The sequence below is a fragment of the Cohnella sp. GCM10012308 genome (genome assembly GCF_042649185.1).
Classification (GTDB): Bacteria; Bacillota; Bacilli; order Paenibacillales; family Paenibacillaceae; genus Cohnella.
Genome location: NZ_JBHRYU010000053.1, coordinates 1 through 22,378 on the forward strand (window position 1 = coordinate 1; position 22,378 = coordinate 22,378).

General features: G+C 59.7%; 21 protein-coding genes. 1 reads left to right on the top strand and 20 read right to left on the bottom strand.

The genetic code is table 11. The features are described from left to right. Positions 1–299: 299 nt before the first annotated feature. Positions 300–1,469, bottom strand: coding sequence for a YutD-like domain-containing protein (locus tag ACFOTD_RS32600; protein ID WP_378124167.1), 1,170 nt, complete (start codon positions 1,467–1,469; stop codon positions 300–302). Between the two features lie 78 nt (positions 1,470–1,547). Next, positions 1,548–2,492, bottom strand: coding sequence for a lipoyl synthase (gene lipA / locus ACFOTD_RS32605; protein ID WP_378124168.1), 945 nt, complete (start codon positions 2,490–2,492; stop codon positions 1,548–1,550). Positions 2,493–2,600: 108 nt separating this feature from the next. Between lipA and ACFOTD_RS32610 the strand changes: the two genes are divergently transcribed. Then, positions 2,601–3,650, top strand: a complete 1,050-nt coding sequence (locus ACFOTD_RS32610; protein WP_378124169.1) for a M23 family metallopeptidase — start codon at positions 2,601–2,603, stop codon at positions 3,648–3,650. 377 nt (positions 3,651–4,027) lie between these two features. Here ACFOTD_RS32610 and rbsK read toward each other — a convergent pair whose 3' ends face one another. The 18 genes from rbsK to ACFOTD_RS32700 form a co-directional block, all read right to left on the bottom strand. Beyond that, on the bottom strand, positions 4,028–4,942 hold the full coding sequence (gene rbsK / locus ACFOTD_RS32615; protein ID WP_378124171.1) for a ribokinase: 915 nt from the start codon (positions 4,940–4,942) through the stop codon (positions 4,028–4,030). A gap of 190 nt (positions 4,943–5,132) precedes the next feature. Continuing rightward, on the bottom strand, positions 5,133–5,408 hold the full coding sequence (locus tag ACFOTD_RS32620) for a Fe-S cluster assembly protein HesB (RefSeq protein WP_277564527.1): 276 nt from the start codon (positions 5,406–5,408) through the stop codon (positions 5,133–5,135). 76 nt (positions 5,409–5,484) lie between these two features. Then, complete coding sequence (gene yunB, locus ACFOTD_RS32625) at positions 5,485–6,420, bottom strand: sporulation protein YunB (RefSeq protein ID WP_378124172.1); 936 nt, start codon at positions 6,418–6,420, stop codon at positions 5,485–5,487. Between the two features lie 93 nt (positions 6,421–6,513). Then, entirely contained in the window at positions 6,514–7,923 is a 1,410-nt protein-coding gene (locus ACFOTD_RS32630; RefSeq protein WP_378124173.1) for an ADP-ribosylglycohydrolase family protein, read from the bottom strand. 103 nt (positions 7,924–8,026) lie between these two features. Then, positions 8,027–8,875, bottom strand: a complete 849-nt coding sequence (locus ACFOTD_RS32635; protein WP_378124174.1) for a helix-turn-helix domain-containing protein — start codon at positions 8,873–8,875, stop codon at positions 8,027–8,029. 157 nt (positions 8,876–9,032) lie between these two features. Beyond that, positions 9,033–9,563, bottom strand: coding sequence for a YceI family protein (locus tag ACFOTD_RS32640; RefSeq protein ID WP_282907230.1), 531 nt, complete (start codon positions 9,561–9,563; stop codon positions 9,033–9,035). A 570-nt stretch (positions 9,564–10,133) separates the two neighbouring features. Next, positions 10,134–10,997, bottom strand: coding sequence for a hypothetical protein (locus ACFOTD_RS32645; RefSeq protein ID WP_378124175.1), 864 nt, complete (start codon positions 10,995–10,997; stop codon positions 10,134–10,136). Between the two features lie 112 nt (positions 10,998–11,109). Beyond that, a complete protein-coding gene (locus tag ACFOTD_RS32650; RefSeq protein ID WP_378124176.1) occupies positions 11,110–12,036 on the bottom strand; it encodes an AEC family transporter in 927 nt (308 codons plus the stop codon). Continuing rightward, positions 12,033–13,247: an MFS transporter gene (locus ACFOTD_RS32655; protein ID WP_378124177.1), complete on the bottom strand. Its 1,215-nt coding sequence runs from the start codon at positions 13,245–13,247 to the stop codon at positions 12,033–12,035. Before ACFOTD_RS32655 ends, ACFOTD_RS32650 begins: the two co-directional genes overlap by 4 nt. 92 nt (positions 13,248–13,339) lie before the next feature. Further along, positions 13,340–14,299, bottom strand: a complete 960-nt coding sequence (locus ACFOTD_RS32660) for an alpha/beta fold hydrolase (protein ID WP_378124178.1) — start codon at positions 14,297–14,299, stop codon at positions 13,340–13,342. Positions 14,300–14,440: 141 nt separating this feature from the next. Further along, positions 14,441–15,100 (bottom strand): MgtC/SapB family protein, encoded by a 660-nt coding sequence (locus ACFOTD_RS32665; RefSeq protein ID WP_378124179.1) that lies wholly within the window; start codon positions 15,098–15,100, stop codon positions 14,441–14,443. Positions 15,101–15,241: 141 nt separating this feature from the next. Then, positions 15,242–16,876, bottom strand: a complete 1,635-nt coding sequence (gene groL / locus ACFOTD_RS32670) for a chaperonin GroEL (RefSeq protein ID WP_378124180.1) — start codon at positions 16,874–16,876, stop codon at positions 15,242–15,244. 82 nt (positions 16,877–16,958) lie between these two features. After that, positions 16,959–17,243 (bottom strand): co-chaperone GroES, encoded by a 285-nt coding sequence (gene groES / locus ACFOTD_RS32675; RefSeq protein ID WP_090110743.1) that lies wholly within the window; start codon positions 17,241–17,243, stop codon positions 16,959–16,961. A gap of 242 nt (positions 17,244–17,485) precedes the next feature. After that, entirely contained in the window at positions 17,486–18,763 is a 1,278-nt protein-coding gene (locus ACFOTD_RS32680; protein ID WP_378124181.1) for a methyl-accepting chemotaxis protein, read from the bottom strand. Positions 18,764–19,503: 740 nt separating this feature from the next. Next, the gene (gene tatC, locus ACFOTD_RS32685) at positions 19,504–20,295 is read right to left on the bottom strand and encodes a twin-arginine translocase subunit TatC (RefSeq protein ID WP_378124183.1); all 792 of its coding nucleotides are present in this window, start codon (positions 20,293–20,295) and stop codon (positions 19,504–19,506) included. Between the two features lie 130 nt (positions 20,296–20,425). Then, a complete protein-coding gene (gene tatA / locus ACFOTD_RS32690) occupies positions 20,426–20,653 on the bottom strand; it encodes a twin-arginine translocase TatA/TatE family subunit (RefSeq protein ID WP_378124184.1) in 228 nt (75 codons plus the stop codon). Between the two features lie 173 nt (positions 20,654–20,826). Then, entirely contained in the window at positions 20,827–21,855 is a 1,029-nt protein-coding gene (locus ACFOTD_RS32695; protein ID WP_378124185.1) for a molybdopterin-binding protein, read from the bottom strand. Next, complete coding sequence (locus ACFOTD_RS32700) at positions 21,855–22,349, bottom strand: MogA/MoaB family molybdenum cofactor biosynthesis protein (protein ID WP_378124186.1); 495 nt, start codon at positions 22,347–22,349, stop codon at positions 21,855–21,857. The genes ACFOTD_RS32695 and ACFOTD_RS32700 overlap by 1 nt, the downstream gene beginning before the upstream one ends. Positions 22,350–22,378 lie beyond the last annotated feature (29 nt).

The window sequence follows — 22,378 nt, forward strand, 5'->3', positions numbered from 1 at the left end:
AATGCTTCCTTAACAATTCTAAGCCGTGTTTCTTCCTTTAACCTTTTTCCCATCCCGCTCATCTCCCTTATCCCTAGTTTAAAACATTGTAGGGAGGGACTCCAATTTGATTAGGGGGCCTAGGAGTTATCGCAGGCTTTTCGAATCGCCAAGCATCCGAATAGCTCCGCAAGGCCGTAAGCGCGCTTAATCTTCTAGGATTCACCGCCGTTGAGTCAGGAAGAAAGGTTCACCGAACATGAGAAAGACCGGCAGTGCGGCCTTCGTTCCGCCGCACTGCCGGTCTTTCTTTACAAAGCTTATTCGCCCGCCGGCGCGCCCCGGTCGGGCCTGCCCCCGCCGTCGGCACGCGGTGCGCCGCTCGATCGGGAAACGCCGCCGCCGGGCCGCTCGCTCCGCTGTCCGTGCTCCGGCCGTTGTTGTTGGCCATGGTCGGTCCGATCGCCTCGCTGCCCCTGCTCGGGCCGTTGGCCCCCGTCATACCGCGGCTTGCCGGAAGGCTGGCCTTGCTGCTGACCGGCGCCGGAGGCATACCTCGATTGCGAATTCCCGCCGCCAGGCATCGGTCCTCCCGGCTGTCCGCCGCCTTGCGGTCCGCGGCGCCGATTCTTGTTCTGCCACTTGCCCGGCGCGCCGCCGCTGCGATGTCCGCCGTCCGGCGCACCGCCGGATTTGTGGCCTCCGCCGCGATAACCGCCGCCCTCGGCGCCGGACGTCGTCGCGCGATCGCCGCCGTCCCTCGGATGCTGCTTGTTGTAGCCGCCGCCTTGGGTTCTCCGCTCGTACCCGCCGCCGCTTGAAGCGCCGCGGTAACCGCCGCCTCCCGGCTTGCGGTCCCGGCTGTCGCCGCCGCGATCCTGGCGGGCGGCGTCGAAGGGACTGCCGCGTCCGTACATCTCGTCGCGCGCGCTCGCAGCCGCGGTCTGCGCGGCGGCTGCCCGCCGCTCCGCGCCTTCGGACACGGCGCGAGCGACCGCGGACGGACTCGTCCCCGGCACCCGGCCTCCCGGCCGTTCCTTGAGCGGCCAGCGCATGAGCAGGCCGCCGGTCGGCAGCGAGATCGCGGCTGCAGGAGCTTGAGCAGCCGGCTCGCCCTCTTGGCCGCCCTCACCGTCGCCTTCGGCCTGCTCGGCTGCAGGCGCGGCGGTCGGCAGCTCCTCCAGCCGGACGCCCGCGCCTTCGGGCACGGCGGCAGGATCGAGCTTTTCGATTACGAAGTAAGCGCAGCCGAAATTGCAGTACTCGTGTATATATTCATACAAGTGCGAAATGACCGATTCCTTGGACGCCTTGGGCTGCGGATCGCGAAAAAAACCGCGCAGCCGCAGCTGGCTGTAGCCCCAGTCGCCCACGACATAATCGTAGCGCTCCAGCACCTCGCTAAATCTTTCCCGGAACGCTTCGGGATTCCATCCGTTCTTGTGGTCGTGAACAACGGAATAAGCGTTGTTCCCGGTCAGATAGATCACGCAAGGCTCTCCTTCCGTCTCCCGTGCACCGGCCATCGTCGGCCGCGCGCGAATAAGGTAATCATAGCCGTCGGCGCGTTAGCTGCAGCCGCCCGCCGCTGCCGTCGCCGGCACGGTCTCTGCGGTAGCTTGAACGGCGGACGAGGACGCGGTCGCTGCCGCGGACTTCACCTGCGAATGCGCATGATAAGAGCTGCGCACGAGCGGCGCGGACTCCACGTGGGAGAAGCCGCGCGCCAGGCCCTCGACCTTGAGCTGCTTGAACTCGTCGGGATGGACGTAGCGCGCGATCGCCATATGCGCCGGGCTCGGCTGAAGATACTGTCCGAGCGTCAGAATGTCCACGTCGTTCGCCCGCAGATCGTCCATGGCCAGCAGCACTTCTTCATAAGTCTCGCCTACGCCGAGCATAATGCTGGACTTGGTCGGAATATTCGGCGCCAGCTCTTTGGCTCTGCGCAGCAGCTCGAGCGAGCGCGGATACTTGGCCTTCGCGCGCACGCGGTTGGACATCCGCGCCACCGTCTCGATGTTGTGGTTAAGAATATCAGGCTTGGCGTCCATGACGATACGCAGCGACTCGAGATCCCCCTGGAAGTCCGGGATGAGCACCTCGACGCTGCAAAGCGGCAGCTTGCGCCGAATCGCCTTGATCGTGGCCGCGAAGATCGATGCTCCGCCGTCCTTGAGGTCGTCCCGCGCTACCGAGGTGACGACGCAGTGCTGCAGGTTCATCTGCTCGGCGGCTTCGGCCACCCGCTCCGGCTCCTGCAAGTCGAGCTCCGTAGGCAGCCCCGTCTTCACCGCGCAGAAGCGGCACGCTCTCGTGCAAATATCGCCAAGTATCATAAAGGTTGCCGTGCGATTCGCCCAGCATTCGTATATATTGGGACACCGTGCTTCTTCGCAGACCGTGTGGAGGGTCTTGGTCCTCATCATCTGCTTGATTTCCTGGTAGTTGTCGCCGGTCGTCAGCTTAATGCGCAGCCAGTCGGGCTTGGGCGTCTTCTCGCCGTTCTTCATGCCATTCCCCCGCTTTCTGTCCTTTATTATAGCATGATTCACATAAAAACCAACGTTCTGCAAAGGCTACGGATACTTGGGAAAGGGGAGTCGATGCGAGGTGGCATTATGTTAGAACGGCTAAGACGGCAGGCGAGCCGCCTGCGGCATCCGCTGCTGGCGGCGGCAGCGGCATCCGCCCTGGGCTTTGCGTTGACTTCGCAAGCGCACGGCCAGGAACCCGGCGCCGAGGACAAGGCGCGGCGCGAGCTGTACGACCAGGTCGCGGCGATCACGGGATTGACCTGGCAAAAAGTGGCGGCCGTCGATCAATACGAGCGCTCGATGACTCGGCTGCGGCCCAAGGAGCGCCCGCTCGTCGAGCAGGCGGTCAGCGGCGCTTATGTAGCGCCCGAACGGTGGGCCGGCGCGCTCAATCCGAAGCAGGAGGATCAGTCCCCGCTTACGATCGCCTTTTTCGGCGGCATCGGACGCGACGGATCCGGCGACGGGAAGGCCGACAGGAACAACGACGTCGATCGGCTTTATACGGTCGTCCGGCAGACCATGCTGCAGGGGCCGGGCGCCGACAATATGGCGATCGGTCTGTGGGAGTACTATCAGAGCTCTAGAGCGGTGCAGCGGGTCCAGCAATTCGACAAGCTCTACGCGTCGTTCGGTTCGCTGAATTTGTCCAAGCACGTATTCCCGCTGCCGCTGAGCAGCGTCTATTCCTACCGCAGCACCTGGGGCAACCGGCGCGGCTGGGGAGGCGTGAGAATCCACGAAGGGACCGACATCTTCGCCGGTCAAGGCGTACCTGTGCGCAGCACCTGTTATGGCGTGGTGGAGGTCAAGGGCTGGAATAAATTCGGGGGATGGCGCATCGGAATCAGGGACATCGACAACCTGTACCATTACTACGCGCACTTGTCGGGATTCGATAAGGGCATAAAAACCGGAGACGTCGTCGAGCCCGGCCGCGTGATCGGGTGGGTCGGCAGCTCCGGTTACGGGAGACCCGGCACGCAGGGCAAATTCCCGCCGCATCTGCATTACGGCATCTACCGGGACCGCGGATTGGTGGAATGGGCGTTCGACCCGTATCCGATGCTGCACAGCTGGGAACGATCCGAGCGCAAGGCGCTTCAAAACCGCAGCCGGGGCGGCGGCGGGTAGCGCCGAAGAAGTCGGCGAGTCTGCGCGTTCCACGGCTCTGTTACACGAAAAAACCGTGCATCTCCGGCGAAACTCCGTGCTCCACGGCTCGTTACACGGAAAAACCGTGCATCTCCGGCGAGTCTGCGCGCTCCGAGGTTCGTTACACGGAAAAACCTATCGACGCAGCCTGGAGCGCGACTACTGCGGTGTTAAGTCCCATTTGCGCTCATCGGCATGAGTTACGGGGTTACTCTGCACAGCGGCGCTCTCACCATAACGTATTCCCGCCTATCCGCAAATAAAAACGGCGCCCCTAGGCACCGTTTTTGTTTATGCAGCTCGCGAGGCGTTCGGCCACCGAATGTGGCCTCCCCTCTGCGTCGACCGCGCCTCTTTTACGCCCGCTCCCGCAAAAACCGCTCGATCTCTTCCTTCGCCGGAATGGAGCTTTGCGCGCCGTGCCGCGTCACGGAGATCGCCGCCGCGGCCGCCGCGTAGCGCAGCGCTTCCGCCAGCGCCAGGCCGGCCGCCGTCGCGGCCGCGTAGGCGCCGATAAAGGTATCGCCTGCTGCGGTCGTGTCCGCCGGCTCGACCTTGAAGGCCGGCACGCGCAGCGCCTCGCCGCCCCGATCGAGCGCAAGCGCGCCTTTGCCGCCCAGCGTCACGATGACCCGTCCGACGCCTTCGGCCTGCAGCGCGCGCGCCGCCCGCTCGGCGTCTTCCTGGCTGTTCACCGGCAAGCCGCTCACGACTTCCGCCTCGGTCTCGTTCACGACCATCGTGTCGATGAGCGGCAGCGCCTCGGCAGGAATCTTCGCAGCGGGCGCCGGATTGTAGCAAGCCTTGATCCCCAGCTGCGCGCACAGCTTAAGCGCATGCAGGTTGACCTCCGGCGGAATCTCGTTCTGCAGCAGCGCGATCTCTACGCCTGCCAACGCGTTGCTTGAGACATCCGTCTCCGTCAGCTTGCCATTGCTGCCCGCGGACAATACGATCGTATTCTCTCCGCTCTCGGACACCGTGATGAATGCGAGCCCGGACGAGCCTTCCTTCACGTACACGTTCGCCGTGTCCACGCTGCGCGAACGCAGCGAATCGGTCAGCACGCTGCCGAAAGCGTCGTCGCCGACGGCGCCGATCATGACTGCCCCGTCCCCCGCCAATGCGGCGGCAACGGCCTGGTTCGCGCCTTTGCCTCCCGGCTGGTACGCGGTTCCGCGGCCGTGGATCGTCTCGCCCGGCTGCGGGAATTGTTCGACCTGATTCACGATATCCATATTAATACTGCCTATGACTGCGATCTTGCTCAAGGCTTCGACCTCCGGCGTAATCAGTGTATGCTTGTCATTTTCCCGGACGTCCGCCCGTTTGTCAATTCGCTCTCGTTGCGGCAGCATCGCTTCCGGGCAAATGCATGTCGCAGCAAAAAGACCGCACCGCTGTCGTATCGCACGACCTTGGTACGGTCCCCTTTGCTCCAAACGCGGCCCCGGTCCCGCTTTAGCCGACCTTAAAGGCGATGCCGCCTTCGTCGCGGTCGATCGTAAGCGTACCGTGCTCGATGAACCAGACGTCCTTGCTTTCCATATAAAAATGAAGACCGTCCGCATCCGCTTCTGCGGCAGGATCCACCGGATCGTCCAGCATGATGCCGAAGCCGTAGGGCTCGCTGCCTCCGCTGATATATCGGACATAGACGCGGACCTTGTCTCCCCGTCTGTATTCCCATTCCTCCAGGAAGCAAGCCGCCGCGGCCTTCGATATGCGAAGCTCCATGTCGCCGACCTCCATTCTCGCTCGATGCTAGCTGCCTGTATTATAGCAGTCCGGCTTCGGAGGGAACAAGCCGGCGTCAAGGACTTGCAGCAGCCGCCGGCTCCGGCAAGCTCAGCACCGGCGCCTGCGAAGCGCCGCTGCCCACCGGATTGCCGCTGCCGTCGTAATAGTACAGCGGCGTGTCTCCCGCAACCATTACATAAGAGAGCGGAATGTCGGTCTCGATCCTGTTGGGCTCCCGGTCGAACGGAATGACGATCGCGATCTCGGTCGCGACGTGGATATACACCTCGACGAGGACATTGTTGATGCCCGCGCTCGACTGGCGGGTCCGCACCTCCGCCTGCACGGTGCTGATCGGATGCAGCCTGACCGCTACGCTCGGACCGAGCGACGATAGGAACGGACTGTCGACGGCATGGCCGATCGGGATCCGCTCGTGCAGCGCCTCCTGCTCCTTCAAAGCGTTCTCGACAACGGTGATCGTCTGCGCGGTAATCCGCATTTGTTCCTTGTAATCGATCTCGATGCCGGCCGTTTTCCCGTCCGCGTTCGTTTTCCACTGCACCATCTTGCTGCCGTCCGCGCCTGCCGCGATGTTCTCCGTAATGGCGGCGTTGATCGCCTGGACGGCCATTTCGGTAATTCTCTGTTTGGCGAGGAACATGAGCGGCTCCCTCAGATAGCGGTCGAGGTACAAAAAGGACTGAACGGCGGCGAACAGCGCGATCGCGAGCAGCGCGACATAAAAATATTTGCGCGGAAGGCGCGGCGTACCTCTCGAGCGGCTGCCGGACATGCGAGCCCGAACGGAATACGCTCGGTTCGCCATGGCCGGCTTGCTCCTGGCAGGACGGGCGACGAAGCCCCTGCTTCTGCCGAAGCCGGATGACATCCTCGGCCGGAAGGACGCGCTTCTCGCACTCTTCGCGCTCCTCCAGCCCCTTGCGGCGGGCAATCTCAGGCTCCAGCTCTTGCCGGCCAGCGTCCAGCGTCCCCATTTTCTGCGCATCCGGGACTTCACATCCCTTCCCTAAGCATGCCGATTGCCGGACGAACTCTCTTCATGCTTATGTCGGGAAGGCGCAAAATAGATCGGCTTGCCTTATCTTCCGGCCAGCGCCGCCGCTTGTTCGCGAATCCGGAGGAATACCTGATAGCTCCGCTCCGCGCAAGCGGAGATCGAGATCGGGTCGAACCCGGTCAGGTCCGCGTAAAACGTATCGTTGAGCGGCTCGATCCAAGATGCGGGCAAGGCCGATGCGCCGAGGCTGGCGCCCAGAATCGAACCGACCGTCGCGCCGTTGCAGTCCGTGTCCCAACCGCCGAGCACCGCGGTCGTGATTCCTTTTTCAAAGTCGCCGCCCGAATGGATCAGCGCCGCCGCAACCAGCGCCGCGTTGTTGTTGGTATGGACCGCGTCGTAGTGCTTGAACGCCTCCCAGATGCGGCTGACGAGATCAAGCTGATCCTTCGCGTCCTTGGCGATGTCCACCGCCTGCGCAATGTCGCGCGCTAGCCGCGAGGTGCTCGGGATCTCGCGCAAACCCGCTTCGACGATCCGCTCCGGATCGGTCTCCGCGAAGGCGGCTGCGATCATTGCGGCTACGAACATTTCCCCATAAATGCCGTTCTTCACGTGGGAGAAGGAAGCGTCCCGCCAAGCCAATTCGGCCGCCAGCTCCGGATTGCCCGCGGCGCCGTACGCGAACCCGTCCGCGCGGATTTGCGCGCCGATCCATTCGCGATACGGATTGAGGTAGGTACGCACCCACTCCTGCTTGACCGCCCAATCCGCCGGCTTGTCCCACTTCATATGGGATGTCACCTGCGCGAAGTTCAAATAAGCCTGCGTCTCCGCCGTGCACACCTGCTGGTAGGTCAATCTGCTATGCCAGAGCTTGCCGATATCCCACGCATCCCAATCCAGCCCCTTCTCCTCCAGCATGAGCAGGCCGAGCACCGTGTAACGGACGTCGTCGTCGCTCTCCATAAAGCGAATTCGCTCGCGCGTGCTCTTCATGCACCACTCTGAAATGAGGATGTGCTCCGACTCCGCACGCGACCGCTCAGGCGTATACCCGCGGATCGGCCAGGCATCGGCGCCTTCGAACCAGAGCTGCACGTTGCGCCAGCCCGGATTGCCGTTCGACCCGCCCATCATCGGCCATGCCTCCAGCGGCTTACCCAGTGCGCAGCCGCTCAGCCTGCCCGACCATGCGCCGAGAAACTTGTCGCGCCAAGCCGCTTCGCTTAGCTCAGGGACGCTGCCGACCCGGTTGCGGTTCGCGTCGGGACGCAGCGCACGAATGCCCGCGAGATCCGACGGTTCGACAAATGGAAATTCCGGGCTCGGCTCAAGCGCGCTTAATTCCCGGTACAGTGCCATCAGCTCCCCGTCGTCCTCGCCGCACTGCACCAGCCGGCTCTCGAACCCGTCTACGATACAACCTTCCTCTCCCCGTTGAATGATTTCCCTGCGCATGAGCTCGTTCAACTTTTCCCATCCAGCCATCGTTCACGCACCCCTTCGGTATCGGTGATTTTTCTATCCTCACCTTAACCCGAACGGGAGACGCTTTCATCTCATTTTGACCCAATTGTATTCTTAAAAACGGCTATCCTTCGACCATGTATCTCTCGCGGTACTGCTGGGGATTCAAGCCCACCAGTTGCCCGAACGAACGATAAAACGGAGCCGCGCTTTGAAAGCCGCAAGCGAGATACACGTCCGTCACCGAAAGATCGCTTGTCGCCAGCAGACGCTTCGCTTCTTGCACCCGAACGAACGTCAGGTACGCCTTGAACCGTTTGCCGACGCCTTCGACGAACAGGTGACGCGTGCGCGACTCGCTGAGCGACAGCGCCTCCGCCGCCTCGCGCAGCCCGAACGGCTCTCTGAACCTCGCGGCCACCGCATCCAGCGCAGGTCGCAGACGCTCGAGCGCGTCGCTTCGCTCCCGCCACTCCCTACGCCCATATCGCGCCTCTTCGGCACGGTACAGCCAGACGGCGAGCGTCAGCATCGACGCGCGCAGAAGCGGGCCGTAAGCGGACGGCTTCGATTCGTACTCCGCAAGCATGGCGGCCAGCAGCGGACCGGGATGAACGAAAGCCGATGGCCGATGAGAACGCCATTCGGACTCGTTCCAGGCGGCCGCCCGCGCGAACGGTCGCAGCAAATACCGGTCCTCGGCAGAAAATAATGACTCGCTGAAATAAACGAATGTGAACCGGCACCCCTCCGCCGCCGCCATGGCGATATGAGGCTCGTAAGGCGGGAAGAGCATCAACGTGCCCGGCTCGACGGCCACCGCCTCTTCCCCGATAAAAAACGTGCCGCAGCCCTCGAGGCAGTAGCCGATCTCGAAAAAGGAGTGCCAATGCTGCTCGGTACGCTCCCTTTTCAGACTATATTCGAACAGATGAAGCGGCACTGAGGCGTCGAAACTAAACATCTCGAGCATGTCGATTCTCCTTGCGTTCGCGCCGATAACCGCCTGACGCCGTTAGCGATAATATACCTGCGGACCGGGATATTCGGCAACAAAAAAACGAAGGACCGTCCCTCGGTCATTTTCATGACTAAAGGAACAGTCCTTCGCGTTGATCCTCGGTGCTCGCTTACGCCTTGACGGCTTCAAGCTCGAGCGAGATCGCAACGTCGTCGCCCAGCATGACGCCGCCCGTTTCCAGAGCAGCGTTGTACGTCAGGCCGTAGTCGCTGCGCTTGATCTTGCCCTTCGCGCTGAAGCCTGCGCGTTGGTTGCCCCACGGATCCTTCGAAGCGCCTTCGTACGTCACTTCGAACGTTTCTTGCTTCGTAACGCCATGCAGCGTCACGTCGCCTGTGACGTCGTATTCGCCTGCTCCGGTCTTGACGATGTTGGTCGCCTTGAAGATCAGCTTCGGATGGTTCTCGACATCGAAGAAGTCGGCGTTGCGCAGGTGCGCGTCGCGATCGGCGTTGCGCGTGTCGATGCTGGACAGGTCGATGGACAGCTCGATGTCGGCAGTCGTCAGGTCGTCCGCGTCCGCGTTGACGTTCGCTTCAAACGTGTGGAACGTGCCTTTTACCTTCGAAATCATCAAGTGGCGGATCGAAAAATCGATCGAACTGTGCGAAGCGTCAATACCCCAAGCGGATTTTGCCATTTTATTTTCCTCCTCATAATTAACTAACATTTCGGAACATGCTTTATTTAGTTAAGTAACATATCCTAAATATAGAGTAATACCGGGTGGCTGTCAACTGTGTAATTTCTCTTTACATTTAATCAAGACTTATCGAGAATCACCCGGTGCCGATGTGCACCCTTCAGAGAAGAATAGATGCAAACGCGGCTCCTACTTAGGAACACCTAGGCGTCCCATACGCATGACTGACATATTTTGTTCCTACATTAGAAGCTTCCGAGCCTCCATAAGCCAGTCCGGCCGGATTTATTCCTACTTAGGAATACCAAGGCGTCTAATGAGCCAGGCATGCCGCACTTGTTCCTACGTAGAAACTCCCAGACCTCCTTACGCTAGGTCAGACGGACTTGTTCCTGCTTAGGAACACCAAGAAGCTTTATCAGCAACGCCAGCGCCTTCCGATTACCCGTTCATTCATAAAACCGATCTTGCCGACTTCATTGATCATAGAATCAGATCAGTGAGGTCCATTAAAATAAGCCGTCCCCGCCTATGGCAAGAACGACCTGTCGTATAAGAAGTTTGAGTTCAAAAACGGATCAGCCAGCCCAGCAGCTTGTTCGATTCCCGCTCGATCACCGCAACCATCGGTCCGAGCATGGATTCGTTATTCGTGTGAAAGGTCACCGTGCTCAACCGTTCGCTTCCGGCCTGAGGGAGCTCGATGACGTCTCCCTCCCCGTTGACGGCTGTGAGGCCCGCCGGATGAAGGCCCGGCACGTCGATCTCCGCCTCCCGCCAATCCCCGACGACGGTTGCCTTGTCGCCTTCGGGCATGGCCTCCCAGGCAAGCTTGCGCAGGACGGTGTCAGCCCCTGCTGTCTCCTTAGCATCTTCGTCGGCGTCTGCGCGAATGCCGAAGAAGTAAGGCACCGTGCCTTGCGGCCAGGTCGCCGTCACCACGTACAATTGATCTCCTTTGCCGGCTGCGACTCGGAGCTTCCCATCCTGCAGCTCGATGGCCTCCCCGGGTCGCTCCGACCCGGGGAAATATGCGATACTGTGCACGCTGTCCGGCGGATCCCCCGACCAGGCAAGCGCAATCTCGTCGCCTGAGTTGGCGAGCGGCTTGGCCTTGACGTCCTCGAAGCTCGGCGGCATGGCTGCCGCATCCGCGCATACGCCGGTGCCTTTTTCCTTGTCGTTCCAGCAATAGCCGCCCTTTTGTGCTTCGAAGGCTGCGCCGCCGACCGTCACTTCAAGATGCGGCACGACATCCGGCATCTTAAAGGCCTCCGCAGACGGCCCGGGCAACTGTGCGGACGAAGCGGATGCGGAAGGAGAATTCGGAATGCCTCCGCCGCTTCCCGCCCCCGTGATACCTTCGCGAGCTCCGCACCCCTGCAAGATCAGCAGCGCGCCCAGTATCCAGCAGACCGCATATTTTCTCATCGACCATCCCTCCGATCTGTAGCCGCCTAACATCCAGACGCTTCCAGAACAGGAGAAGTTGCATGCCACGAATGAAATGATGTGTGTGACAGTACACTTTTGCAATTCGTCTTTAGACGCCCAGTATCGCGATAACCGCCGCTACCGTCACCGTGCTGACTGCAGTCGATGCGAAAACCGTCTGCGAGGCGAACTCGGGCTCGTTGTCGAACTCGACGGCGAGCAGCACGCTGCTGAGCGAGGTGGGTACGGATGACGAGACGATCAAGGCGCTTGCCAGCAAGCCATGCGCGCCTATTATTTCGCATGCTCCCCATGCGAGCAGCGGACCGGCAGCCAAGCGCAGCACTAAGGACAAGCCGATGTCCGACAGCAGCTTGCGACTGATGCGCCATGCCATGCTGCCGAGCTGTACGCCGAGCGTGATGAGCGCTGTGCCGATAAAGGCATTGGACAAATAATCCACGGAAGTCACGACAGAATCGGGCAACGGGACCGAGAAATAACGCATCAGCAGCGCCATTGGAATTACGTAGATGACCGGCATGGATAGAATGACGCGCCTGATCTCCGCCCAGTTCGACTTGTGCGCGTTAACGCTGTAAACGCCATATGTATTGGGCAGGAGCGACTGCATCATCATGATCAGCACCTGCACGGACAGTGTATAGGGATTGTTGTGAAACGCCAGCTGATTAAGCGGTATTCCGTAGTTCGCGCTGTTGTAAAATAAAACGCTGCACTGCATGGCGCTGCGCATCGACGGATCGTATCCGCGAAAACGCACGACCGCCGAAACGAGCGCGTATTGTAGCAGCATAAAGAGGGCAAAAAACGCCATGACCATTCCGAAGAGGGAAAGCGAGATTGCCGTATTGTACAGCAGCTTGAACATGATAGCAGGAGAAAATAAATAAAAGTTCAATTTCGAAAGCGTTCGGATATCGAGCTTAAAGCTGCGTTGCAGTACGATGCCAAGCGCGATCAAAATCGAAATCGGAAGTACGTTGTTCACGAGAATATGCAAAAAAACGGTCATGCGGCGCCCTCCACGGATGAGCTGGGGTCAGGACGGTCCAGGTGCCGCTTTCGGAAAAGCAGGACGGCCGAGCACAGCAGCATAAGTCCATTCAATACAAAAATCCAGCGGATCGGAATCCAGCCGGATAGCAAGCCGCCGAGCACCGGTCCGAGCATCGTGGCCAGCTGCGTGGACGATTGGCTGAGACTGAAAGCGCGTCCCCGAAACTCCGGCGCCGTGACGCGTACGATCATGGCGTTAAGGGCGGGATACACGCCTGCGAAAAACAGGCCGTACACGAAGCGAAGCGCGCCGAACTCCGTATAATGCCCCACGAAGTATTGAAGCAAATTGCCGATGCCGCCGCCCGCGAGACCGATGACGAGCACCTTGATGAAGCCGATCCGCTGGCCGATCTTGCCCCACTGCGGCGCCGCGATCAGCGTCGCGATGCCGACGGCAGAGAACACGATGCCCGCCTGCAATGAAGCGTTGGATTGCTCCCCGCCCAGCTGCGTCATGTAAATCGTGAGCAGCGGCTCGAGTATCATAACGGAGAAGGTGCTGAGCCCGACGAGCAGGAGCAGCGTAACAAACGTACGGTTATGGATGGCCTGAGATAGATCGTCGCGGATGCTCGATCGCTTGGAGGACCGGTTAAACTTATCCTCTTTAACGAAAAAGCTCGCGATCAACGCCGAAATAAATACGACCGCCGCCGAAAATAAAAAAGCCTCCCGGTTGCTCGTCAGATGGCTCACGACGCCCCCGACGAGCGGCCCGATGATGCCGCCGCTTGCCCCGGCCGTCGCCATGACGCCGAGCGCGTATCCCGATTTTTCCTCCGGCGTGTTCGTCGCGACCAGCGCGATCGAAGCCGGCACATAGCCCGCAAGCAAGCCTTGGCACACCCGCACGGCGAGAAACACGTAAGGATCGTGCACGAAATAAGTAACGAGGTACAGCGCCGCCAGACTATAGCCCGATCGGATCAGCATCGGTCTGCGTCCGTATTTGTCGGCCAGCGACCCCCAGTAAGGTGCGATCAGCGCGCTTGCGAGAAAAGTAACGCCGAACGCGAACCCCGACCACTGATTGACGTGATGCTGCACGCCCAGGTCGTTTTTCAGGAACAAAGGGATGAACGGTATGGCGGCCGAGTAAGCCATGCTGCAAAAAAACACGCCGGTCCAGAGTACGTACAGATTCCTCTTCCATGAAACGTTCAAAGCCATTCACTTCCTCGGGTGAAATAACAAAAGCAGACCCCCCCACTCAGGGGGAGTCCGTGCTGTTAATTAGTATAACACGATATACCGGATTAGTCCCGCATAAAGAACTGCATCGTCTTGTCCGTCGAGCCGGGCAGGCCTTCGTGACCGAAGTCGGGATAGATGACCAGGTCCTTCTTGGCCGTGATCTTGTTGTAGGCTGCGAACTGCGTCGATGGCGGGCAGACCGAGTCCATCAGACCGACGAACATAAGTACTTCACCCTGGATGCGGTCGGCCAGATACTGAAGATCGATATAGCCAAGCTTGGTAAATACTTCTTCCTCCCGCTCGTGCGTCGGGTCGAAGCGGCGGAAATAGTCGCGCAGCTCGGCGTAAGCGTCCTTCGCCAGATCCATCTCCCATACCCGCTTGTAGTCGCAGAGGAAAGGGAAAACCGGCGCGAGCTTGGAAATACGCGGTTCAAGCGCGGCGCACGCAATCGTGAGCGCGCCGCCCTGCGAGCCGCCTGCAGCGTAGACGCGGGACGGATCGACCTCGGGCAGGCCGAGCGCAATGCCGGCAAGCTGTGCCGTATCGAGGTAAACATGGCGGAATAGCAGGTTGTCCGGATGATCGTCCAGACCGCGGATAATATGGCCGTTGAGCGTATTGCCCTTCACGCCGCCGACATCCTCGGATTGTCCGCCTTGTCCGCGAACATCCAATGCCAGCACGGAGTAACCGAGCGCGGCGAATGCGAGCTTGCCGTCCCAATCGCCCGCGCTGCCCGAATAGCCGTGGAACTGCACGACGGCCGGATGCGGCTCCTGCACGTTTTTGGGACGAACGTACTTGGCGTGAATGCGTGCGCCCCTGACGCCGGTGAAATATAGATCGAAGCACTCCGCCTGCGGCGTCTGGAATTCGCTCGGGACGAGCTCGACCTGCGGATCGGTCGCCTTCAGCTCGGCTAGCGCGCGCTCCCAGTATTCGTCGAAGTCGGCCGGGCGCGGGTTGCGTCCCCGGTACTCTTTTAACTGCTCTAATGGCATGTCAAGTGCAGGCACAATTGATCTTCCCCTTTTGACAAATAGGTATTGCGGGATGGCATTCCCGGCTCCGTCCGAATTGAAGCGTATTCATTGTACCATAGACTGGAAAAACTGTCCCCCTGCATTTCTTGCGGTATTTTGCGCACTTTTTTGGCTTTATTGCCATTCGATGCGGCGTACATGCCCCAATCCATGCAATGCCGCAAGCAAGTTTTCCTTGTCGCAGGAAGCCGGCAGCTTGAGCGACAGATCGACGGCGACCTCTCCTTTATCGTCCCGGTCCGTCTGAATCGCGATCAGGGACACCTGAAGCTGCTTCAACTTGGCGAGCAGATCGTCCATGGCGCCATCGCGGTCCTCCATCCGAATTCCGACATGCTCGGCAGAAGCCTGCCCGAGACGGCCGATACTGCGCTTCAGCAGCGTCTGTCCGAGCACGATCAGAATGACGGCACCGCCGCCCACGATGTATAAGCCCGCGCCGATCGCCATGCCCATTCCCGCAGTCGACCACACGCCGGCCGCCGTCGTCAGCCCTTTGACAGTCTGCTTCTGCAATATAATCATGCCCGCCCCCAGAAAGCCGACGCCGCTGACGACCTGCGCCGCGATCCGCGAAGGATCGAGCGACAGATTCGGCCAATCGCGCTGGTCCCCGAAGCCATACTTGGAGAGCACCATCATGAGCGCTGCGCCAATGCCGACGATAAAGTGCGTCTTGATGCCCGCTTCCTTCATCTTGCTCTTGCGCTCGTAGCCGATGATCGTCCCGCACAACCCCGCGGCCGCGATACGGAGCAGCCATTCCCATTCCATCCCGATCACGTCCTCTTCTTTATTTTGTTGCGTGAAAAAAGTGCCCATAACCGTTCTATTACCCCTGTAGCCGATTTCCCGCAACGCAAAAGCCGGACTCCAATTGGAGTCCGGCCGGTATTGCTATATTCGAGGGGGCGATTAGAATCCGCCCATGCCGCCCATATCTCCCATGCCGCCAGGCATGCCGGCAGGCCCTTTGTCCTTCTCAGGCTTGTCGGTGATGACCGCTTCGGTCGTCAAGAACAGGCCAGCGACGGATGCCGCGTTTTGCAGCGCGGAGCGGGTCACCTTCACCGGATCGATGATGCCGGCTTCGAACATGTTGACCCATTCGCCGGTAGCGGCATTGTAGCCGACGCCGACTTCTTCCTTCTTCAGACGCTCGACGATGACGGAGCCTTCTTGGCCCGCGTTGGCAGCGATCGTGCGGATCGGCTCTTCGAGCGAGCGCAGGATGATGCTGACGCCAGTCTTCTCGTCGCCCGTCGCATCGATGGCTGCGACAGCGTTGTATACGTTAACCAGCGCCGTGCCGCCGCCGGATACGATGCCTTCTTCGACGGCTGCGCGGGTTGCGTTCAGCGCGTCTTCGATGCGGAGCTTGCGCTCTTTCAGTTCGGTCTCGGTAGCTGCGCCTACCTTGATGACGGCTACGCCGCCAGCAAGCTTCGCCAGACGCTCTTGCAGCTTTTCACGGTCGAAGTCGGAGGTCGTCTCTTCGATTTGAGCGCGGATTTGGTTGACGCGCGCCTTGATATCGCCCGAGTCGCCGGCACCGTCGACGATGATCGTGTTTTCCTTGTTGACGCGAACTTGGCGGGCGGAGCCCAGTTGGTTCACGTTCGTGGATTTCAGCTCAAGACCGAGCTCTTCGGTGATCACTTGACCGCCGGTCAGCGCCGCGATGTCTTGCAGCATCGCCTTGCGGCGGTCGCCGAAGCCAGGCGCCTTGACGGCTACGCAAGTGAACGTGCCGCGCAGACGGTTGACGATCAGCGTCGCTTGCGCTTCGCCTTCAACGTCCTCGGCGATGATCAGCAGTTGCTTGCCGGATTGTACGACCTTCTCCAGAACAGGCAGGATCTCTTGGATGTTGGAGATCTTCTTGTCCGTGATCAGGATGTATGGGTTGTCCAGCACAGCTTCCATCTTGTCCGTGTCGGTGATCATGTAAGGGGAGACATAGCCGCGGTCGAACTGCATGCCTTCGACGACGTCCAGCTCGGTCAGGAAGCCCTTGGATTCTTCGACGGTGATAACGCCGTCTTTGCCGACTTTTTCCATCGCTTCGGCGATCAGCTTGCCGACTTCTTCGTCAGCCGCGGAGATCGAAGCGACTTGCGCGATGTCGTTGCTGCCTTCGACTTGCTTGGAGATTGCCTTAAGTTGCTCGACAGCCGCGCGTACGGCCTTGTCGATGCCCTTGCGGACGCCCATCGGGTTAGCGCCTGCGGTGACGTTCTTCAGACCTTCGCGAATGATCGCTTGCGCCAGAACCGTTGCGGTCGTCGTACCGTCGCCGGCAACGTCGTTCGTCTTGGTCGCGACTTCTTTGACGAGCTGAGCGCCCGCATTTTCGAATGCGTCCTCAAGCTCGATTTCCTTGGCGATCGTCACGCCGTCGTTCGTGATCAGCGGGGAACCGAACTTCTTCTCGAGCACGACGTTGCGGCCTTTCGGTCCGAGCGTTACCTTTACGGCATTGGCCAGCGTGTCGACACCGCGGAGCATCGCGCGGCGCGCGTCTTCGCTAAACTTGATTTCTTTAGCCATTCTTCAATAACCCTCCTCGAAATTGGTTCCTAATTAAATAGGTACTGCCTGCTGTTGCTTATGTCAGCGGTAATCAGCCGTCTTAGCCGACGATCGCGTGAATGTCGCTTTCTTTCATAATCAAATACTCTTTGCCTTCGTACTTGATCTCGGTTCCCGCATATTTGGAGAACAGAACGCGATCGCCTACGCTGACTTCCAGCGCGATGCGCGCGCCGTCTTTGCCGACTGCGCCGGCGCCTACTGCGATAATGGTGCCTTCTTGCGGCTTCTCCTTGGCCGTGTCCGGCAGAACGATACCGCTCAGCGTCTTTTCTTCCTTGGCGCTTGCTTCGACAAGCACGCGATCACCCAAAGGTTTGATCATGAAAATAGCCTCCTTTTTTACTCCGTTACGGAGAAGTTTGCGAAGTTTAGCACTCAATCATGTTAAGTGCTAATAACCACTACCTATAATACTGATTTTGGATAACCATTTCAAGTCCCTTTGCGTTAAAAATATAAAGGCGGATCCGCATCAAGTGCGGATCCGCGCTCTTTCGACATCCTTTTATCGTTTCCGCAAAACGCCCCGGGCTATTCGCCTACGACGCGGCTTTTCGCGTTCACTTACGTTCTGAAGTTGCCGACCAGCGTCTTCAAGCGGGCCGCCATCGTGCTGAGCCTGTCGGCCGTACGGGCCATCTCTTCCGTAGAAGACAGCTGCTGCTGGCTCATTGCGGTGACTTGCTCGGTAAAGGACGCGTTCTCTTCCGTGACGCGCGTGATATCGGAGATCGACTGCTGCACCGACTGGCTGCCCGCGGACATCTGTTCGACCGCCGCTGCGACATCGCCAATGTTGGCGCTCAGCTTGCCGACTTCTCCGACGATCTCTCTGAATGCCGACTCCGCGTGCTGCATGCCGGATACGGCGCCGAACACCTGCTCGGCGCTCTGCTCGAACATCGCGGCCACCTTGGTGATGTCGCCGGACATCGCCTCAAGCGTCGTCGCGATCTGCACGGCGGATTGCTGCGTCTGATCGGCCAGCTTGCGGATCTCGCCGGCGACGACGGCGAAGCCGCGTCCGTGCTCGCCCGCGCGCGCGGCCTCGATCGCCGCATTCAAGGCAAGCAGATTCGTCTGGCTCGAAATCTCTGAAATGTAACCGATGACTTCGATGACTTTCTCGGACTTGTGATTGAGGCCGCGAACAGTCTCCTGCAGCGAGCGGAACGCCGACTCGACCTGCGCGATATCGCTCGACGTCGTCTGAAGCAGCGTAGAGCCGCCCTCGGCCCGGTCCCGCGTCAGCTGAGCGGCATCCGAAACGCCCGTCGTCGTCGTGGCAACCTGCGTCAATCCGCTGATCGTCTCGGTCATTACGGCCGAGATCTGCTGCGACTGAGATACCTGCGTCTCCGAGCCCGCCGCTACGCGTTCGACAGCTCTGGACACTTCGCTGCTTACTCTCGCGTTTTCGTCCGCGCCCGTTTTCAGCTGAATGGCGGAAGCCGCGAGCTCGGCCGTGTTATCCCGGAGCTCCTTCATCATCTTCTGAAGTCCGTCTAGCATGGAGTTCGCAGCATTCGCCAGGTCGCCGACCTCATCCTTCGTATAAACCGGTATCCGCTGAGTCAAATCGCCGCCCGAGCCCGCGATATTCTTGAGCGTGCCCGTCACGCCTCCGATCGAATGCAGGAGCTTGCGCGAGACGGTCAACAACGCGGAGCCGCCGCCCACCAGGATGAGCGCGTAGATGACGATTACTTCAACCAGTAGCGTCGTATGCCCTTTGAACACTGAAGCTGCCGCCAGTAAAATAAAAGACAGCGCCAACAGAACGACCATCGAGACGTAGCCGATCAAAAACTTCGTTTGCAAGCTGATACCCGAATTGCGCATGCTTTACCCCTCCGAATTAATGTCGCTTGCCAACTTCTATGTAAGCACTTCCATTTCAATTCTAAGTCACATTTTAGCACAAGATCGTTCTGGATAATATCGGAATATGTCGAATTTATGAAAGGATTTTAATTTTTTGTCGGCAAAGTTGAATCGGGCGCCCTAAATCGAACGGTCCTCTTGCCCTATAAGGTCGTTCTTTTCCCGTTTTAATGGTATCCCCTTCGGTCAGGAGCCCGGACAAATCGCCTATATGCCGCCGAGACGAAGGTGCCTCTGTGTCTCTGCAAGGACATGTCATCGAAAGAATGTGAAAGGCGCAGGAAATGTGTCGTCCATAGAAATCCTTCACCTGTAACCACCATTTCCTCGCTTACCGCGCGCCTCGACTCCCTCGACATTTCTGTAACGATGCTTTTGTCGCTTGCAGCGGCGGCTTGCTCCTATAACCTCGCTTTCCTCGCTTACCGCACACTTCGACTCCCTAGTCGTTCCTGTAACGTTGCTTTGGTCGCTTACAGCGGCGAATTGCTCCTGCACCCATTCTCTTCTCGCTTGCAGCTCGCTCCGCTCGGGTACCTTCATCAATCCTGGTTATTAGGCTTCCTGATTTAAAGGGATACTGTTTAAAACGTGCCGGCATGGTCTCGCCTGTACCCGGGAGTCGGTGGAATCGACAAAAAAGCGTCTGCCGCGAAGGCTGGTCCAGCCCTTCATACGGCAAACGCTTCGATGTTTCGTTAATCCTCTTCGTCCAATGCGGCTTCCCGTTCGGCAGCCCGTCGCATTCGCTTCCTGTAGGCGCTTGCCGAGAGCAGCACACTGACTTCATACAGCAGAATGAGCGGCACCGCAACGAGCAGGTCCGAAATGACGTCCGGCGGGGTCACGACGACGCCGACCACGGCCATGACGAACCACGCCAGCTTCCTCAACTTGCGTAATAAATCCGGACTCAGGATGCCGATCCGGGTGAGAAATAAAATGACGATCGGCAGCTCGAACAAAAGCGACATCGGCACAAGTATGTTGAAAAGAAAGCTAAAATATTGGTTGGCCCCGTATACCTGCTTCAACCCCAGGTTTTCCGTGACTTTCTCGGTGAACGAGTAAGCCATCGGGAAAATGACGTAGTAGGCGAATGCCAGCCCCGCCAAAAACATGAAAAGCGCTCCGGGTATGTACCGCAGCGTCGCGCGCTGTTCTTTTTTACCGAGTGCGGGCTTTACGAACGCCCACAGTTGGAAAAGCGTAAACGGGATCGCGACGATAAACGAAATAATAAAAGCGAACTTCATATAAAGGCTGATCGCGTCCCACGGAGAGAAGGCGCTAAGGTCGATTTCTCCCGACGGCGCGGCGTCGACCAGATAATCGAACAGCGGCTCTGCGCCGAACAAGCCCCCGACCAGCGCGAGGACCAGCACGATGATGATATAAATGACCCTTTTCCGCAATTCTCCGATATGCTCCATGAGCGGCATTCCGCCCATTTCCATCGTATCGGCCTTTGCGCCCGAGCGCTCCGCCATATGCGACCTCCGCCCTTCCGGGCATAAAAAATCAGGACGGCTTGCGAAAATCAAGCCGCCCTCCGTATTCATGAGTTCCGTTCGTCCGGGCTACCCGCGTCCATACTGTACGTTGACGGTCTTACGCCCGTTATTCAGGCAGACGACGTTCGGTCTTCGCCGGCTCCGCTTCCGGAGCGACGGCGACTTCGCGGCGAGCCGGACGCTCGCTGTCGTCCATCAGATCGTTCGCGCCCTTCTTAAATTCGCGCAGCGTGCGGCCGAAAGCTTTGCCCAATTCAGGCAGCTTGTTCGGTCCGAACAGCAGCAAGGCGATTAGGATCAGCAGGATCAAGCCCGATGCACCAATACCTCCCATGGTTATCCCTCCCTGTCATGATGTCCTCAGTACACAAACAAAACGAATAAAAGAAAAAACGGCCGCCCGCCTTCAACCCACAACAAAGCGCCCGCAGTGATCGCACGTTCATTTAAAGCGCTTCATTCCCGGCCCTGCCAAAAAACCGTTCCACCGGAAAAGGTTCTGCACGTTCAGCGATGCAATCCGCCATACCCCATCGCGGCGATCTCTTGCCGCGTGATCGTCTCTCCTGCCAACACGCGCGGGAGCAGCACGTCAAACGACGTATAAGGATCATGCATGACGCAGCCCGGCAGTCCGAAGATCGGCACGCCTCTCAAATATCCGAACAACAGCATCGAACCCGGCAGCATCGGGGTCCCGTAGCTGACGATATCTGCGCCCGCATCGGCGATTGCGCCCGGCGTCCGGTCGTCCGGATCGACGGACATCCCGCCGGATACCAGTATCATATCATAACGCTGTTCGAGGAAGTAGTACAAGTGGTTGACAATTGTTTGTCGATCGTCCGGCGCAAAGCGCTGCTCGGCCAACTCAGAACCGAGCGCCTCCAGCTTGGCCCGGACAGCAGGTCCGAACTTGTCCGCAATCCGTCCCGTGAACACCTCGGTCCCCGTGGAGAGCAGTCCCGCACGCATCCGGCAAAGCGGCTTGACCGCGACGGCGTCCGCGCCGCCGTGCTCTGCCTTGTATCGCGCCACGATCCGTTCCGCTGCCTCGATCTTGGCTTGGGGCACGACAAGCGGGATTGCCCTGGACGCGGCGAGCGCCTCCCCGGCTTGTACGAAGCGTCCGCCGACGATTGTGGCGAGCGCGATCTCGCCGAGCGCGTTAATCCCGTCCACGACCTCCCGGGCGATGACTGCGAGCCCTGGTTCGCCAGCCTTAAGCGTCACCTTGCCCTCGTGCGGCTCGCCGTAAACGATCCCTTCTCCGCCGAGCGCGGCAGCCAGCCGCAGCGCGGCGTCGTCCTCGTGCAGATCGCCCGGCGCGAGCTCCATGACGTAGAGATGCTCCTTGCCGATATCCTTAAGCTTGGGAATATCGTCCGCCGTAACGCGATGGCCCTTGCTGAACAGCCGCCCCTTGAAGGCGCCCGGCACGATCTGCGTCAGGTCGTGCGCAAGCGTCAATCCAATGGCGTCCTCGACCTTAACCTCGCGAAGGACGGTCTCCTGAGGCCTGGAATTGCCGCTCATCAGTAATCTCGGTCCTTCCCGATGCCGGAGACGAGGAGCAAGGCGTCGGGCAGCTGATCCATGATCGCCATCAGCATATCGTTGACGCCCTTCGGGTCGCCCGGCAAATTAACGATCAGCGAGCGTCCCCGAATGGCGATGACGCCGCGGTAGAGCATGTAGTGCCTGCTTCGCTGCATGACCGCCGCGCGCATCGATTCCGTCATGCCCGGCACCGTCCGCTCGGATACCATCAGCGTCGCCTCCGGCGTCACGTCGCGCAATCCCAGACTGGTTCCGCCCGTGGTGAGCACCAGGTCGGCCTGAAAGTAGTCGCACATCTCGATCAGGGCGGCGCGCAGCTCGTCCTGTTCGTCGGGCACGACGCGATAGTCGACGATCTCCCCGCCAAGCTCCTCTTCGACCAACTCCCGGATTACCTGCGCGCTCGTATCCTCGCGTTCGCCCCGGGAGCCTTTGTCGCTGGCTGTCAGCAGCGCTACTTTCCAAATCATGCCCATCCCCCCCGATTCGCGTCTCCTCA

Coding starts and splice junctions, on each gene's coding strand:
- lipA (WP_378124168.1), bottom strand. CDS start 2,492: ATGAAGAACGGCGAGAAGACGCCCAAGCCCGACTGGCTGCGCATTAAG.
- ACFOTD_RS32610 (WP_378124169.1), top strand. CDS start 2,601: ATGTTAGAACGGCTAAGACGGCAGGCGAGCCGCCTGCGGCATCCGCTG.
- ACFOTD_RS32620 (WP_277564527.1), bottom strand. CDS start 5,408: ATGGAGCTTCGCATATCGAAGGCCGCGGCGGCTTGCTTCCTGGAGGAA.
- yunB (WP_378124172.1), bottom strand. CDS start 6,420: ATGCGCAGAAAATGGGGACGCTGGACGCTGGCCGGCAAGAGCTGGAGC.
- ACFOTD_RS32630 (WP_378124173.1), bottom strand. CDS start 7,923: ATGGCTGGATGGGAAAAGTTGAACGAGCTCATGCGCAGGGAAATCATT.
- ACFOTD_RS32635 (WP_378124174.1), bottom strand. CDS start 8,875: ATGCTCGAGATGTTTAGTTTCGACGCCTCAGTGCCGCTTCATCTGTTC.
- ACFOTD_RS32640 (WP_282907230.1), bottom strand. CDS start 9,563: ATGGCAAAATCCGCTTGGGGTATTGACGCTTCGCACAGTTCGATCGAT.
- ACFOTD_RS32645 (WP_378124175.1), bottom strand. CDS start 10,997: ATGAGAAAATATGCGGTCTGCTGGATACTGGGCGCGCTGCTGATCTTG.
- ACFOTD_RS32650 (WP_378124176.1), bottom strand. CDS start 12,036: ATGACCGTTTTTTTGCATATTCTCGTGAACAACGTACTTCCGATTTCG.
- ACFOTD_RS32665 (WP_378124179.1), bottom strand. CDS start 15,100: ATGGAATGGGAATGGCTGCTCCGTATCGCGGCCGCGGGGTTGTGCGGG.
- groL (WP_378124180.1), bottom strand. CDS start 16,876: ATGGCTAAAGAAATCAAGTTTAGCGAAGACGCGCGCCGCGCGATGCTC.
- groES (WP_090110743.1), bottom strand. CDS start 17,243: ATGATCAAACCTTTGGGTGATCGCGTGCTTGTCGAAGCAAGCGCCAAG.
- ACFOTD_RS32680 (WP_378124181.1), bottom strand. CDS start 18,763: ATGCGCAATTCGGGTATCAGCTTGCAAACGAAGTTTTTGATCGGCTAC.
- tatC (WP_378124183.1), bottom strand. CDS start 20,295: ATGGCGGAGCGCTCGGGCGCAAAGGCCGATACGATGGAAATGGGCGGA.
- tatA (WP_378124184.1), bottom strand. CDS start 20,653: ATGGGAGGTATTGGTGCATCGGGCTTGATCCTGCTGATCCTAATCGCC.
- ACFOTD_RS32695 (WP_378124185.1), bottom strand. CDS start 21,855: ATGAGCGGCAATTCCAGGCCTCAGGAGACCGTCCTTCGCGAGGTTAAG.
- ACFOTD_RS32700 (WP_378124186.1), bottom strand. CDS start 22,349: ATGATTTGGAAAGTAGCGCTGCTGACAGCCAGCGACAAAGGCTCCCGG.